Source organism: Streptomyces sp. NRRL S-87, from assembly GCF_000719335.1.
In the GTDB taxonomy this organism is placed as follows: Bacteria; Actinomycetota; Actinomycetes; order Streptomycetales; family Streptomycetaceae; genus Streptomyces.
Map to the genome: position 1 here is coordinate 1 of NZ_JOGB01000034.1, position 13,984 is coordinate 13,984.

Annotated in this window: 14 protein-coding genes and 1 tRNA gene; 8 read left to right on the top strand and 7 right to left on the bottom strand. The window is 74.8% G+C overall.

The genetic code is table 11. The features are described from left to right. Positions 1-172: 172 nt before the first annotated feature. Both IF43_RS0121750 and IF43_RS41750 read right to left on the bottom strand, forming a co-directional pair. Positions 173-952, bottom strand: coding sequence for a DUF4239 domain-containing protein (locus tag IF43_RS0121750; RefSeq protein WP_030203232.1), 780 nt, complete (start codon positions 950-952; stop codon positions 173-175). A gap of 52 nt (positions 953-1,004) precedes the next feature. Then, positions 1,005-1,217, bottom strand: a complete 213-nt coding sequence (locus IF43_RS41750) for a hypothetical protein (protein ID WP_158939443.1) — start codon at positions 1,215-1,217, stop codon at positions 1,005-1,007. A gap of 1,021 nt (positions 1,218-2,238) precedes the next feature. On the opposite strand from IF43_RS41750, the gene narJ reads away from it, so the two are divergent. Further along, positions 2,239-2,766: a nitrate reductase molybdenum cofactor assembly chaperone gene (gene narJ / locus IF43_RS0121760; protein WP_051795803.1), complete on the top strand. Its 528-nt coding sequence runs from the start codon at positions 2,239-2,241 to the stop codon at positions 2,764-2,766. Positions 2,767-2,853: 87 nt separating this feature from the next. Here narJ and IF43_RS0121765 read toward each other — a convergent pair whose 3' ends face one another. From IF43_RS0121765 to IF43_RS42905, 4 genes are all read right to left on the bottom strand, one after another. After that, positions 2,854-3,732 (bottom strand): serine protease, encoded by an 879-nt coding sequence (locus tag IF43_RS0121765; protein ID WP_234332428.1) that lies wholly within the window; start codon positions 3,730-3,732, stop codon positions 2,854-2,856. A 237-nt stretch (positions 3,733-3,969) separates the two neighbouring features. After that, positions 3,970-4,185, bottom strand: coding sequence for a hypothetical protein (locus IF43_RS0121770; RefSeq protein WP_030203241.1), 216 nt, complete (start codon positions 4,183-4,185; stop codon positions 3,970-3,972). Positions 4,186-4,318: 133 nt separating this feature from the next. Then, the gene (locus tag IF43_RS0121775; RefSeq protein ID WP_030203243.1) at positions 4,319-6,145 is read right to left on the bottom strand and encodes a long-chain fatty acid--CoA ligase; all 1,827 of its coding nucleotides are present in this window, start codon (positions 6,143-6,145) and stop codon (positions 4,319-4,321) included. 228 nt (positions 6,146-6,373) lie between these two features. Then, positions 6,374-7,375, bottom strand: coding sequence for a LysR substrate-binding domain-containing protein (locus IF43_RS42905; RefSeq protein WP_037889512.1), 1,002 nt, complete (start codon positions 7,373-7,375; stop codon positions 6,374-6,376). A 184-nt stretch (positions 7,376-7,559) separates the two neighbouring features. On the opposite strand from IF43_RS42905, the gene IF43_RS0121790 reads away from it, so the two are divergent. After that, complete coding sequence (locus IF43_RS0121790) at positions 7,560-8,612, top strand: bile acid:sodium symporter family protein (RefSeq protein WP_051795804.1); 1,053 nt, start codon at positions 7,560-7,562, stop codon at positions 8,610-8,612. A 120-nt stretch (positions 8,613-8,732) separates the two neighbouring features. Next, positions 8,733-9,134 carry a hypothetical protein gene (locus IF43_RS36730; protein ID WP_051795832.1) on the top strand — a complete coding sequence of 134 codons (402 nt, stop codon included), beginning with the start codon at positions 8,733-8,735 and terminating at the stop codon, positions 9,132-9,134. Between the two features lie 154 nt (positions 9,135-9,288). Here IF43_RS36730 and fdhD read toward each other — a convergent pair whose 3' ends face one another. Continuing rightward, positions 9,289-10,161 carry a formate dehydrogenase accessory sulfurtransferase FdhD gene (gene fdhD, locus IF43_RS0121800; protein WP_030203248.1) on the bottom strand — a complete coding sequence of 291 codons (873 nt, stop codon included), beginning with the start codon at positions 10,159-10,161 and terminating at the stop codon, positions 9,289-9,291. A 218-nt stretch (positions 10,162-10,379) separates the two neighbouring features. Between fdhD and IF43_RS0121805 the strand changes: the two genes are divergently transcribed. From IF43_RS0121805 to IF43_RS0121825, 5 genes are all read left to right on the top strand, one after another. Beyond that, positions 10,380-11,327 carry a beta-ketoacyl-ACP synthase III gene (locus tag IF43_RS0121805; RefSeq protein WP_030203251.1) on the top strand — a complete coding sequence of 316 codons (948 nt, stop codon included), beginning with the start codon at positions 10,380-10,382 and terminating at the stop codon, positions 11,325-11,327. Between the two features lie 132 nt (positions 11,328-11,459). Further along, positions 11,460-11,957 (top strand): hypothetical protein, encoded by a 498-nt coding sequence (locus IF43_RS0121810; protein ID WP_030203253.1) that lies wholly within the window; start codon positions 11,460-11,462, stop codon positions 11,955-11,957. A gap of 111 nt (positions 11,958-12,068) precedes the next feature. Beyond that, positions 12,069-12,156 (top strand) — tRNA-Leu (locus IF43_RS0121815). A 117-nt stretch (positions 12,157-12,273) separates the two neighbouring features. Beyond that, positions 12,274-12,519 (top strand): DUF2283 domain-containing protein, encoded by a 246-nt coding sequence (locus IF43_RS0121820; RefSeq protein WP_030203254.1) that lies wholly within the window; start codon positions 12,274-12,276, stop codon positions 12,517-12,519. A 162-nt stretch (positions 12,520-12,681) separates the two neighbouring features. Then, the gene (locus IF43_RS0121825; protein ID WP_030203255.1) at positions 12,682-13,971 is read left to right on the top strand and encodes an ABC transporter substrate-binding protein; all 1,290 of its coding nucleotides are present in this window, start codon (positions 12,682-12,684) and stop codon (positions 13,969-13,971) included. Positions 13,972-13,984 lie beyond the last annotated feature (13 nt).

Consider the following 13,984-nt stretch of genomic DNA (forward strand, 5'->3'; position numbering starts at 1 on the left):
TGGGGGCACCTCCCAGCGGTAGCTGGGGGAGGCCTGCAGGCCATACCGGGTCAAGAGGCGAGGGGACCCACACACCACGGGACGGCCCCACGAAGCGAGCCCACCCCGCCCCCGCCGCGCCCCACCACCCGGCTCCGCCGCGACACCTGGGACCGGACCGCACCCGCCGAGGCTACGGTGCCGCGGCCTGGGCGATGGTGGGGAAGAGGTCCTGGAAGGGAGCCACGGAGTCGCTGGCGGCGTCCCGCCCGAAGGGGGCGTCGAAGCTCCAGACCAGGAACAGCAGGAACACGATCAGGGCACTGAACAGGCCCGCCAGCAGCAGCTCACGCCCCGAGCGGCGGATCTGCAGCGCGAAGATCAGGCCGATCGTCACCACCCCGCCGACCAGCAGTCCGAACCACACCACCCCGGGGAGCGTCGAGCCCGCGCTCTGGGTGCGGGCGTGCCGGGCGTCGTCTGCGGTGGAGATCTGGTCCAGCAGCGGCTGGTAGGCCTGCGCCTGGAGTTCGGTGCTCGGCGACTGGTGGGTGACGTCGGTACGCAGCCGGTCCAGCAGGGCAGCGCCCTTCTCGGTGGGGTCCTGGTCCTCGGCCAGGCGCGGCCAGTCGACGTTCACGGTGTGGGAGACGTAGGCGTCCACTTCTCCGCGGATCCGGTCGCGGACGGCCGCCGGGTAGACGTCGACGCGCTGGGTGACCTCGTACAGGGCCTGCGCTTCGCGGCGCACGTTGTCCTCGGCGGCCCCGCGGGCCTCCCACACGCCGGCGATGGCCAGGCCGAGGACGATCGCGTAGACCACCCCGACCATCATCGTCATGTACTCGATGACGTCGGGGGTCTCGTTGGTGTCCTCGTCGTCGGCCGCTCTGCGGTGGCGCAGGACGGTGAAGGCGAGGACGACGGCGCAGACGAGCGCCATGGCGATGGCCAGGACCAGCCATTCGGACACGGGGTGGCTCCAGAGGTGGGATGGGGGTCGGGTCGGACGGGGTCGGACGGGGTCAGCGCGTGGAGCGGCTCCGCCCGCGGGGCCGCAGCGCGGCCGCCGCGAGGACGGCCGGGGTGGTCACGACGACCATGAGCATGACGGTGGACATCCCCTGCGGGCCGCGCCGCTGCAGTACCACCGAGCGGTACGGGCGCACGTGGAAGGCCGCCGGCCGGAGCGCCGGGGCCTCGGCCCTCGGGGGCGCCACCGCCGGGGTCACCGGCACGGGCGCTTCGGCAGGGTCCTGCGGAGCGGACGGCGCCGGGTACGGCACGGGATCCGCCGGCAGCGGGGCCCCGGGTACGGGCCTGTCCGCGGGCGGCGGCGTCACGGGAGCGGGCCGTTGCGCGGGCGGTGGGGGGAGGGGCACGGCCGGCTCCGGCGGCACGCTCGGCCGCGGCGGGAGCGGGGTGGCCACCGGCCCCGGCGCCGGTCGGGCGGGATCCGGGACCGGGACCGGCTCCGGGTCCGGCTCGGGCCTGGGCGCCGGCGGGACGGGGTCCGGGGCGGGATGGCAGTCGCGGTCGCGGCGCGCTCCTCCGCCACCCGAACCTCCGCCACCCGACTCGTCACGGCCCGAACTGCCGCCACCCGAACCGCCACGGCCCGAACTGCCGCCACCCGAACCGCCATGGTCCGGACCGCCGCGCTCCGTCCCCCCGCCGTGTGGCCGCTCGCGCTCCGTCCCCCCGCCGTGCGGCTCCGTACCGTCGTGGTCCATCCGGACGACCGCGTCGTCCGTGGCGCCGTACCGGCCGGCGTCCGGCGGACCGGTCGCCGCGTGCGCGGGCACCGGAGCGAGGGCGACGATCAGCCCCACCCCGGCGAGGTACTGCCTAGCGGTCACCGCGTCTCCTCCCCGTACGGTCGCGCACCTGGTGGTGGCTCCGGGAGGAGAAACGATCACGGTGCCGGATCGACACGCGCCGGGGCCCGCCCGTTGACGCGTCCGGCTGACGGGACCGGGCGGCAGGGTCCGGCTGACGGGACCGGGCGGCAGGGCCGGGCGCCCGCCGGGGCCCTCACCCGGTCGGTCGTGCCCCGGACGCCGCTCCCGGCCCGCCGTCCAAGACTGGGAGGACCGCACCGAGTGACGGAGTGCCGGTGGATCGGACGGACCTCCAGGGGCGTCCACGACGGGGGGCCGAGTACAGGAGTCGACGACGGAGCCGACACCGCTGCCGCTGCTGCTGCGGACCGGACGGTTCAGTCGGCGGTCTGCCGACACGACGGAGGAGGAGAGCCCCATGAACAGCGGCCCCCGCACCACCGCCCGGCCGGGCAGCCCCGCGGCCGAGCCCGCCGTCCTGCACCAGGCGGCGGCCCTGTGCCTGACGTACCCCGACGAGGCGTTCCAGGAGCGGCTGCCGCTGCTGCGGGCCGCCGCGCCCGCCCTGCACGGCTACCTCGACTTCGCCGAGTCCGTGCCGCCCGACGAACTCGCGGCGCACTACGTGCGGGTGTTCGACTTCAAGAACAAGCACAGCCTGTACCTGAGCTGGTGGACCGACGGCGACACCCGGCGGCGCGGCGAGTCGCTCCTCCGCTTCAAGGAGGCCTACCGGCGGCACGGGCTGGAGTTCAGCGACGAGGAACTGCCGGACTTCCTGCCCGCCGTGCTGGAGTTCACCGCCCAGACCGGGGACGTGACGCTGCTGCGCGAGCACCGGGCCGGTCTCGAACTGCTGCGGCTGGCCCTGGCGGAGAGCGGCACCCCGTACGGGCACGTGGTCGCGGCCGTCTGCGCCTCCCTGTCGACGGGTCAGGGCTGCTGAACGTCGCCTCGCCGATGTTCCACCAGGCTGCCGGGCTGCCGGGCGACCGGGCGACCGGCCGGCCGGGCGACAGCCAGCGGTCAGCGGTCAGCGGGCCGTGGCGCGCCGGTAGAGCTCGGCGGCGTACGTGCCGAGCACGGTGCTCGTGGACTGGTCGTCGGTGTCCCCTCCGGTGAGCACGCCGACGATCTTCCCGTCCGCGGCGATCCAGGCCGAGCCGCTGGTGCCGACGGGGAAGTCCGCGCAGTCGAAGCGCTGGACCGTGTCGCTCTCCTTGACGGAGACGGCCGTGCAGGTGCGGGGGACGTTGCGGTCGGTGGGGTAGCCGGTCACGGTCACCTCCTCGGCCGTGCGGCCGGAGGTGTCGAGCGGCGCGCCGCCGGTGACGTCCTCGACGCGGCGGCCCCGGGCGTCCGGCTCCAGCCGCGCGAAGGCGAGGTCGTAGTCGTCGTCCTCGCCGTCGGTCCACCGGCGGTCCTCGAAGACCTCCGCGACGCGCCACGTGCCGTACGGGGCCTTGCCGTCGGCGTAGCCGGGCGCGAACACCGTGGTCTCACCCTCGGGGGCGCCGGGCGTCAGGCAGTGGCCGGCCGTGACGATCAGGTCCCGGCCGGGGCTGCGCACCACGGTGGCCGAGCAGAAGTGCCCGCCGGCCAGGTCGTCCTTGAACAGGGCCCCGGTGAACACCGCGCGGGCGTCGGTCGGCCCCTTCGTCGGTATCGGGGTGCCGACGGTGGGGAGGGTGGCCGCCCCGAAGGGCCGCGGCGCGGCCTGCGGAGCGGTCGGTACGGCCCGCGACGCGGTCGGTGCGGGTACGGCGGCGCCCGCTCCGGACCCGGCCCGGACCGGCCGGTCACCGGGCCCGGAGACCGCCTCCTGCGGCGGGACCACCAGGGTCATCGCGGCCGAGACCGCGACCGCCGCCGCCGCGCACAGCACTCCGGTCACCACGTTCCGCCGGTCCACCACGACCACCCCTCCCGGACCGCCCCCGCGCCCCGCGCCCCGCACTCCTCAGTCCCCGCGCCGCGAAAATACCCGATGACGGTGGGATTCGGACACCCGTACGGCCGGTCGGCGGGGCGGGGCGGGGCCGGGCGGGGCGCCAGCGGATGCCGGAGGCACACCGGCGGATGCCTGCACGGGCGGGGCGGGCGCCGGGGGACGCCGGAGGCGCACGGGCGGATGCCGGAGGGCGCGGTGCTACTCGTACGTCCGGCGGTACACCCGGGCCGCCGCCTCGCTCTCCGCGGCGGGCGGGGACAGCTCGTCCTCGACGAACAGCTCGGCATCGTCCCTGAGCTCCTCCTCCCACGCCTCGGCGAGCTCCTCCTGCCGCTCGCGCGGCTCCTTCTCGACGACCTCCCGGTGGGCCGGGCTCAGGGCGTGCAGGAACCGCTCGACGATGCCGTTGGTCATCCGCTCCTCCTCGATCGGGCTGGTAGGGGCCCGGTGCGAGCGAGCCCGCCCCCAGCCTGATCGCCCGCCCCCGCGCCGCCCCGTGCGCCACGACGCGGCGGACCCCGAACGGCCGTACCCGGTACGCCCGGACTCACTCGGGGTAGAGGGCCGCGACCTCCACCGCGTACGCCTTCTCGATCGCCCGCCGCTTGAGCTTCAGCGAGGGCGTCAGCAACCCGTCCTGCTCGGTGAACTGTTCGGCCAGCACCCGGAAGGTCCGGATCCCCTCGGCGCGCGAGACGAGCGTGTTCGCCGCCACCACCGCCCGGCGCACCTCCGCCGTCAGCTCCGGGTCCTGCACCAGCTGCGCCGGGCCCAGCGCGGGCCGCCCCCGCATGGCCAGCCAGTGCGCCACGCCCTCGGGGTCGAGGGTGAGGAGGGCCGCCACGTACGGCCGGTCGTTGCCGAGCACGATGCACTGCGCGACGAGCGGGTGGCAGCGCACCCGCTCCTCCAGCGCGCCCGGCGAGACCGACTTGCCGCCCGAGGTCACCAGGATCTCCTTCTTCCGCCCGGTGATCGTCAGGTACCCGTCCCCGTCCAGTCGCCCCAGGTCCCCGGTCGCCAGCCAGCCCTCCCGCAGCACCTCGCCCGTGGCGCGCGGGTCGTTGAGGTACCCCGCGAAGACGTGCCGCCCGTGCAGCCACACCTCGCCGTCCTCGGCGATGTGCACCGTGGTGCCGGGGATCGGCGGGCCGACCGTGCCGTACTTCGTCGCCCCGGGCGGGTTGGCGGTGGCCGCCGCGCACGACTCGGTCAGTCCGTACCCCTCGAAGACCGTGACGCCCGCCCCGTCGAAGAACAGCCCCAGCCGCCGCGACATGGCCGAGCCCCCGGACATCGCGTGCCGCACCCGGCCGCCCATGGCCTCGCGCACCTTCGCGTACACGAGCTTCTCGAACACCTGGTGCTGCACCCGCAGCGCCGCTGACGGCCCCGGGCCCTGCCCGAGGCTGCGCTGCTCGCGGGCCTCGGCGTACCGTACGGCCGTCTCCACCGCCCGCTCGAACGGGCCGCCCCGCCCCTCGGCCTCCGCCCGGCGCCGCGCGGCCGCGAACACCTTCTCGAAGACGTACGGCACGGCGAGGAAGAACGTCGGCCGGAACGACGCCAGGTCGGGCAGCAGCCGCTCGGCCGACAGCACCGGCTGGTGGCCCAGCTTCACCCGCGCCCGGATCGCCGCCACCTCCACCATCCGGCCGAAGACGTGGGCCAGCGGCAGGAACAGCAGCGTGGACGGCTCGTCGTCCGGCTTGGCGCGGAACACCGGCTCCCAGCGGGCCACCATGGTGTCCGTCTCGTACATGAAGTTCGCGTGGGTCAGCACGCAGCCCTTGGGACGGCCGGTGGTGCCGGAGGTGTAGATCACCGTCGCCACCGCGTCCGGGGTCACCGCCCGCCGGTGCCGGTGCACCACCTCGTCCGCCACGGGGGCGCCCGCCGCGACCAGTTCGGCCACCGCGCCCGCGTCCAGCTGCCAGAGCCGGGCCAGCTGCGGCAGCCGGTCGACGACGGAGCCGACCGTCATGGCCTGGTCCTCGTTCTCCACCACGCAGGCGCTCACCCCGGCGTCGTAGAGCGTCCAGTACACCTGCTCGGCCGAGGAGGTGGGGTAGACGGGGACCGGCTGCGCACCGACGGCCCAGAGGGCGAAGTCGAAGAGCGTCCACTCGTACCGGGTCCGCGCCATGATGGCGACCCGGTCGCCGAAGCGGATCCCCTGCGCGAGCAGGCCCTTGGCGAGCGCCAGCACCTCGTCGCGGAAGCCAGCGGAGGTGACGTCCTGCCAGCCCCCGTCCGGGACCCGGCGGCCGAGCACCACCCGGTCGGGGTCGTCGAGGGCGTGGTCGAAGACGACGTCGGCCAACCCGCCCACCGGCGGGGCCGTGACCACGGGTGGGACGGTGTACTCGCGCAAGGCACCCCTCCTCTCCGCACAGGGCCGCGACGGTACCCCACGCGGCACCGCGCAGGGGACCCGCGGCGCAAGATCCGTCGTATCCGCTGAGAACCCATCACCACTGGTCAGCGCCCCGCCCCCGGCACCGCCAAACCTCCACGGGATCTGTACCGCGCTCGCACGTCCGGACGTCGCCGCAGGCAGGAGGGCATGTGGGACGGCCCCTCAGCCGGTGAACCCCACGCGTCACGACCCGAGGCGGCCCGGACCGAGCCGGTCCGCGCCCGAGAGGATCGCCGCGGCCAGTGCCTCGGCGGCCGCGCCGCCCGCCCCGCCACCGCGGCCCGCGAGGAGGACGAACTCCACCTCGCCCAGCTCCGGAAGCCCCGCCCGCTCCGCGGACACCCGCACCAGCCCCGGCGGGATCAGCCCACGCGTGTGGGCCATCACGCCCAAGCCGGCACGGGCCGCCGCGACCAGACCGCTCAGGCTGCCGCTCGTACAGGCGATCCGCCAGGGCCGGCCGGCGCGCTCCAGGACCTCCAGCGCGCGGGCCCGGGTGATGGCCGGCGGCGGGAAGACGATCAGCGGCACCGGGCGCTCGGGGTCCATCCGCAGCCCGTCCGCCCCGATCCACACCATCCGGTCCCGCCACACCAGCCGTCCGCGCTCGTCGCCACCCGACCCGGACGCCCCGGCCCCGAGCACCCGGTCCGCGGCCGGCCCTGCCACGGTCGCGCGGGCCCCGGCCGCCCCGCGGGCCCCGGCCGCCCCGCCCGCCCCGTCCGCCCCGCCCGGCGGGGTGCGGCGCTTGGCCAGCACCAGGTCCAGCCGGCCCTCGTCCAACCGCTCGTGCAGGGTCCCGGACAGCTCGACGGTGAGCTCCAGGTCCACCTCCGGGTGCTCCTGCCGGAAGGCCACGAGGATCTCCGGCAGCCGGGTCAGCACGAAGTCCTCCGAGGCACCGAAGCGCAGCCGGCCGCGCAGCCGCGTGCCGGTGAAGAAGGCCGTGGCCCGCTCGTGGGCCTCCAGGATGGTGCGGGCGAAGCCGAGCAGGGCCTCGCCGTCCTCGGTCACCTCGACGGTGTGTGTGTCCCGGCTGAACAGCTGGCGCCCGGTGGCCTCCTCCAGCCGGCGCACGTGCTGGCTGACCGTCGACTGGCGCAGCCCGAGCCGGCGGGCGGCCTGCGTGAAGCTGAGCGTCTGCGCGACCGTGAGGAACGTGCGCAGCTGGACCGGGTCGTACAGGGTGCCTGCCACGGTCCGACCGTACCCCCGGCCCCGGGCGGGCGTTCTCAGCAAGCGTTATCACGATCCGCGATGACGTCGCGTTATCACGATCTGCGATTACAGTGAGTGCAGTGTGCGGGTTTCCCGATGGCCGGTTCCCGGGGGACGATGGCCGGGTCCCCGTACCGCAGGAGAAGCGCCCATGCCCCGCCCACGGATGTTCCGGATACCCGCCCGGCTGCCGCTGGACCCGTACGTCCTGGCCCTCCTCGGCACCGTGGGGCTGGCCGCGCTGCTGCCCGCGCGCGGGAGCGCGGCCGCCGCCGCGGACGGCGCCGCCACCGGCGCGGTCGCCCTGCTGTTCTTCCTCTACGGCGCCCGGCTCTCGACCCGCGAAGCGCTCGACGGCCTGCGGCACTGGCGGCTGCACCTCACCGTGCTGCTGTGCACCTTCGCCGTCTTCCCGCTGCTGGGCCTGGCCGCCCGCGGCCTGGTGCCGCACGTGCTGACACCCCCGCTCTACGGCGGCCTGCTCTTCCTCTGCCTGGTCCCGTCCACGATCCAGTCCTCGATCGCCTTCACCTCGATCGCCCGCGGCAACGTGCCCGCAGCGATCTGCGCCGGCTCCTTCTCCAGCCTGGCCGGGATCGTGCTGACGCCGCTCCTGGCGGGGCTGCTGCTCGGCTCGGACGGCGGCGGGTTCTCGTTCGACGCCCTGGTGAAGATCGTCGTACAGCTGCTGCTGCCCTTCCTGGCCGGGCAGGTCCTGCGCCGCTGGGTCTCCGGGTTCCTGGTGCGGCACAGGAAGGTCCTCGGCTACGTCGACCGGGGCTCGATCCTGCTCGTCGTCTACGCCGCCTTCAGCGCCGGCATGTCGGCCGGTGTCTGGCATCAGGTCAGCCCGGCCCGGCTGGGTGCGCTGCTGCTCGTCGAGGCCGTGCTGCTGGCCGTGGCGCTGACGCTGACCTGGTACGGGGCCGGCCGCCTCGGCTTCGGCCGGGAGGACCGGATCGCGATCCAGTTCGCCGGTTCGAAGAAGAGCCTGGCGGCCGGACTGCCCATGGCGAGCGTGCTGTTCGGGGCGCACGCGAGCCTGGCGGTGCTCCCGCTGATGCTGTTCCACCAGATGCAGCTGATGGTCTGCGCGGTCATCGCCCGGCGTCGGGCCGCCGACCCGCCGGGCGGCGGGCTCCCGCGCGGGGGTGTGGCGGAGATCTCGGCGCCCCTCCGGCAGGGGGGCACCGCGGGCCGATAACGTGCGGTGGTGACCCGGATACGATCCGCCGCGCCCGCCGTCGGCCCCACCACCCCGGCCTCAGTACAGCCGTCCCTCACCGGCTTCCGCCCCGCCGCCGGCGCGCGCCCCTGCACGCTCGTGGTGTGCCGCGGCTGCTGCTGCGGCGACCCGAACAAGAACCCCGGGGCCGACCACGAGGGCCAGTTGGCCCGGCTGCGGGCGGCCGCGGCGGAGTCGGGGGGCACGCTGGCCGTCCGTACGAGCGACTGCCTGGGGCCCTGCGAGCGGGCCAACGTGATCGTGGTCCAGCCCTCGGCCGAGGCCCGGCGCACGGGCGCCCGGGCCGCGTGGGTCGGCTGGGCCCTGGACGGGGACGCCACCGAGGACGTGCTGGCCTGGGCGGCCGCGGGCGGCCCCGGCATCGCCCCGGTACCGGCGACGGTGGAGCTCAGCCTGTTCCCGGCGCCGGCCGAGGGCGGGGAGACGCGGGAAAGGGCGAAAGCGAAGTCGAAGGGGCGCGGGGCGCGCCGGCGCCGATAGGGCCCGATACTGCGGAGAGGCCGGTCAGGGGGGCGTCCCGTGGTGCGTGGGTCCCCTCCGCGCTTGACCCGAGCTTCGGCGAGAGGTCCCGGCGGCCCAGCGCGGGCCCCGTCGGTAGGAAGCCGCATCCGAGCGGGCGCTGCGACCGGCGCCGCTACGGCGCCGGGACGACTGCCAGGCCCTCGGGGGAAAGCGGGCCCACGGGGGTGAGCCGGTGCTCGCCGGCGTAGACGTTCATCGAGGTGCCGCGCAGGAAGCCCACCAGGGTCAGGCCCGACTCCACGGCGAGGTCCACGGCCAGCGAGGACGGCGCCGAGACGGCCGCGAGCACCGGGATGCCGGCCATCACGGCCTTCTGCGCGAGTTCGAACGACGCCCGGCCCGACACCAGCAGGACCGCGCCGGTCAGCGGGAGCCGGCCGTCCTGGAGCGCCCGGCCGACGATCTTGTCGACGGCGTTGTGCCGGCCCACGTCCTCCCGCAGGTCGAGGAGCTCGCCCTCCGCGGAGAACAGCCCCGCCGCGTGCAGGGCCCCGGTCCGGTCGAAGACGCGCTGCGCCGCGCGCAGCCGGTCGGGCAGCTCGGTCAGTACCTGCGGGGAGACCCGGACCGGGTCGGCGGCGGTGCCCGGGAAGCGGGTCGCGGTCCGTACCGCGTCCAGGCTCGCCTTGCCGCACAGGCCGCAGGAGGACGTGGTGTACACGTTCCGCTCCAGGCCCGAGTCCGGCACCGGGACGTCCGGGGCCAGCCGGACGTCCACCACGTTGTAGGTGTTGCTGCCGTCCTCCGTCGCCCCGGCGCAGTAGACGATCGACCGCACGTCCTCCGCGCGGGCGATGACGCCCTCGCTGACGAGGAAGCCGGCAGCCAGGGCGAAGTCGTCGCCGGGGGTGCGCATGGTGATCGCCAGCGGCTTGCCGTTCAGGCGTATCTCCAGCGGTTCCTCGGCGACCAGCGTGTCCGGCCGCACCGAGGCGACCCCGTCCCGGATCCTGACGACCCGACGTCGCTCGGTGACCCGTCCCATGGCGATCAGCCCACTCCCTCGGCACGCGCGGCGCCCTCCGGCGCCCTTGCCCCCACATTGTCCTGCACGGAACCGTGGTCGTCGGCGGCCCCCTACCTGGGGATCTTGTGGAAGGTCCACAACACCTCGGCCGATTCCTGTCGGATCACGTGCCCTCATACCCATCGGTAGCAGGCAAAGCTGGGAAATTCCTGCACATCCAAAGGGGGATCCCGCCCATGACCGGTTCACGCGTCGTCGCCCTGGGCCACTACCAGCCCGCCAAGACCCTGACCAACGGTGAGCTCGCCGCCATGGTCGACACCAGCGACGAGTGGATCAGCACGCGGGTCGGGATCCGGACCCGGCGTGTAGCGGGCCCCGACGAGCCGGTGGACCTGCTGGCCGCGGAGGCCGCCGCCAAGGCACTGGCCCAGGCGGGCGCCACCGCCGCCGACGTCGACCTGGTCCTGGTGGCCACCTCCACCGCCGTCGACCGCTCCCCCAACATGGCCGCGCGGGTCGCCGCGCGCCTCGGGATGGGCTCCCCCGCGGTCATGGACATCAACGTCGTGTGCTCCGGGTTCACCCACGCCCTGGCCACCGCGGACCATGCGATCCGGGCCGGCTCGGCCACCCGGGCGCTGGTCATCGGCGCCGACAAGATGACCGAGGTGACGGACTGGACCGACCGGACCACGTGCGTGCTGGTCGGCGACGGCGCGGGCGCCGCGGTGGTCGAGGCCGTGCCGGAGGGCTCGGAGGCGGGCATCGGCCCGGTGCTGTGGGGTTCGGTCCCGGAGATGGGCCACGCGGTCCGCATCGAGGGAACCCCGCCGGTCTTCGCCCAGGAGGGCCAGTCCGTCTACCGGTGGGCGACCACCCAGCTGCCGCCGATCGCGCGGAAGGTGTGCGAGCGGGCGGGCGTGACGCCCGAGGAGCTCGCGGCCGTCGTCCTGCACCAGGCGAACCTGCGGATCATCGAGCCCGTGGCCCAGCGGATCGGCGCCGTGAACGCCGTCGTCGCGCGGGACGTGACCGAGTCCGGCAACACCTCCGCCGCCAGCATCCCGATGGCCCTGTCGAAGCTCGTCGAGCGCGGAGAGGTGGAGTCGGGCGCTCCGGTGCTGCTCTTCGGGTTCGGCGGCAACCTCTCGTACGCGGGCCAGGTCATCCGCTGTCCGTAGCCGGAGTCCCCCTCCGGTAGTAGACCTGCGGTCGTACCCACATTGGTCCCTCGGGGTGACGCCCCGGAGGGGTTCCGGGCCCGACCATGGAGGGGTCCGCTCACGCCGTCCCGGTCCCGGAGGCCCCTCCCCATGAACCGCAGGTCCGTCGCCCTGACCACCGCCACCGTCGTCATCGGCGTGGGCTTCGGCGCCGCCGTCGCCGTCCCGGCGGCGGCCGACTGGTACCAGCACCGGAGCCCGGCGGCCGTGTCCGCCGCGTACGCCGCGCCGTCGCCCGGGTCCGACGCCGGTTCCGCCTCGGTGTCCGGTACCGTCGCCGCCACCGCGGACGGCAAGGGAGCCGCCCGGGCCGCGAAGGCCGCCGAGCGGCACTCGGCGGACACGGGCGCCTTCGGGTACGTCGTGCGCAGCACCGGCGGAGACCGGATCCTCCGGGTCGCGCTCCCGCACCACGCGGCGCGCGCCTCGTGCCACCCGTCGGCCCACTCGGTCCCGTGGCTCCGGGCCCACCAGGGCGACCCCGGCACCGCCCGCGCCGGGGCCCGTACCCCGGGCCACTGCGGCCCGCACGCTGCGCACCCGGGTGGCGACGCCTCGTACACCCAGGGCCGCGGGGGCCACCGCTGACCGGGCGCGCGGCCCGCGCAGGGGGCTGACCTCCGGATATGCGGGTGAAGAGCACTCCGAACCCCTGGTATTGTTTTCCATGTCGCCGCGGGGAACCGGGGCGGTCACCTAGTCCGGGTGGCGGAATGGCAGACGCGCTAGCTTGAGGTGCTAGTGCCCTTTATCGGGCGTGGGGGTTCAAGTCCCCCCTCGGACACCAGCGAGAAGACCCCCTGCTTCGGCAGGGGGTCTTCTGCGTTCGCCCCCGACCCCCGACCGGGCCCTCCCGGGGTGGGGGCGGTAACGAGACCGTCCGCGCGAAGGGAGCCGGCGCACCGTGGCAGACCTCAAGGTCACCTACGACGAGACCGCGAACGCGGCGTACGTCTACTTCACCGAGCCGCAGGCCCGCGTGCGGTCCGCGCACATGTACCCCTGCGACCCGGCGGGCGTCGACGGCATGATCAACCTCGACTTTGACGAGCGGGGCCGACTCGTCGGCATCGAGGTCCTGGACGCCCGCTCGAAGCTGCCCGAGTACCTGCTCCGCTCCGCGGACCGCCTGGACGCCGGGGACTCCTGACCCGCGAGGCCCGAACCGGACCCACCGGACCGCGACAGGGGGCAACGGCACCGCCCGGGCCTCCGCCAGTCCGGGTCCGCCATAATTGACGGACCATCAGTTATTGACGGTTCATCAGGTCGCATCCAGAATGCGGGGAATCCGACCGGAGGGACCCCATTCATGCTGCGCACCTCGCGACCGTCGCGACCGCTCCGCGCTCTCGCCGCGTCCGCGGCGGCCCTCGTGCTCGCCTTCGGCTCCGCCGCCTGCAACTCCGCGTCCAACGGGTCCTCGGGGGCGGACGGCAGGGAGGGCGGTGCCGTGCGCGGGGTGACCGCCGACGCGATCCGGGTGGGCGGGATCGTGTCGATGACCACCGCCAGCGGCTACAGCAAGAAGGACACGGACCTCGGCGCCCGGGCCCGCTACCTGCGGGCCAACGCCGAGGGCGGGGTGGCCGGCCGGAAGATCGAGTACCTCGGGGCGCAGGACGACGGCCAGGACCCGGCCCGGAACATGGCGGCGGCCCGCATGGCCGTCCAGCAGGACGGGGTGTTCGCGGTGGCGCCGATGAGCTCGGTGACCTTCGCCGGCGCCGAGTTCCTGGAGCGGTCGAAGGTGCCGACGTTCGGCTGGGGCACCACCCCGGCCTTCTGCGGACCGAAGTACGTCTACGGGTTCAACGGCTGCCTCGTCCCGACCCCGGGCGGCACCCTCAACCAGACCTGGCCGGAGGGCATCGCCAAGGTGCTGGGCGGTGCGGCCGGCAAGTCGGTGGCGATCATCGCCAACGACAGCGACGCCGGCAAGTTCGGCGTCCGCACCTTCGGCCTGGGCTTCGCGAAGGCCGGGTTCAAGGTCGCGTACGCCAAGCCGTCGGTGCCCGCCGCCTCGGTGCCGACGGACTGGTCGGCGTACGTGAAGGACATCCTGCGCGGTGACGGCGGCGGGGCGCCGGACGCGGTGGTCTCGGTGATGCAGACGCCGAACAACATCGGGCTCTTCACCGCCCTCAAGCGGGCCGGCTACCAGGGCGTCCTCACGGACCCGACGGACTACGACCCCGGTCTCCTGGCCAAGGACGCGACGCGGCAGGCCCTGGACGGGACGTACGTGCTCCTGCAGTTCATGCCCTTCGAACAGGACGACCCGAAGATGACGCGGTTCAAGGCCGACATCAAGAGGGCGGCGGGCGGGAAGGACGTCCCGCTGAACATGCACATGCTGACCGGCTACATGTCGGCGGACCTGTTCCTCGCCATCGCGGCCAAGGCCGGCAAGGACCTCACCCCCGAGAGCTTCCAGGCCGCCGCGGCCGGCTTCGCCGACACCGGGACGCTGGTCGGCGACCGGGCCGAGCCCAGGGGGCAGAAGGAGAGCTTCGGCTGCGGGGCGCTGGTGCAGCTGAAGGGCGGCTCGTACCGGGTCGCGGTGCCCTTCACCTGCTACCCGCCGGTCCCCTTCCGGTAAGGGGGCGGGCCGG

Bases quoted from the DNA above. Each gene is read 5' to 3' on its own strand.
- narJ (WP_051795803.1), top strand. From the start codon at position 2,239: ATGAACAGCGGCCCCCGCACCACCGCCCGGCCGGGCAGCCCCGCGGCC.
- IF43_RS0121810 (WP_030203253.1), top strand. From the start codon at position 11,460: ATGAACCGCAGGTCCGTCGCCCTGACCACCGCCACCGTCGTCATCGGC.
- IF43_RS0121825 (WP_030203255.1), top strand. From the start codon at position 12,682: ATGCTGCGCACCTCGCGACCGTCGCGACCGCTCCGCGCTCTCGCCGCG.
- IF43_RS0121770 (WP_030203241.1), bottom strand. From the start codon at position 4,185: ATGACCAACGGCATCGTCGAGCGGTTCCTGCACGCCCTGAGCCCGGCC.
- fdhD (WP_030203248.1), bottom strand. From the start codon at position 10,161: ATGGGACGGGTCACCGAGCGACGTCGGGTCGTCAGGATCCGGGACGGG.
- IF43_RS0121790 (WP_051795804.1), top strand. From the start codon at position 7,560: ATGCCCCGCCCACGGATGTTCCGGATACCCGCCCGGCTGCCGCTGGAC.
- IF43_RS0121805 (WP_030203251.1), top strand. From the start codon at position 10,380: ATGACCGGTTCACGCGTCGTCGCCCTGGGCCACTACCAGCCCGCCAAG.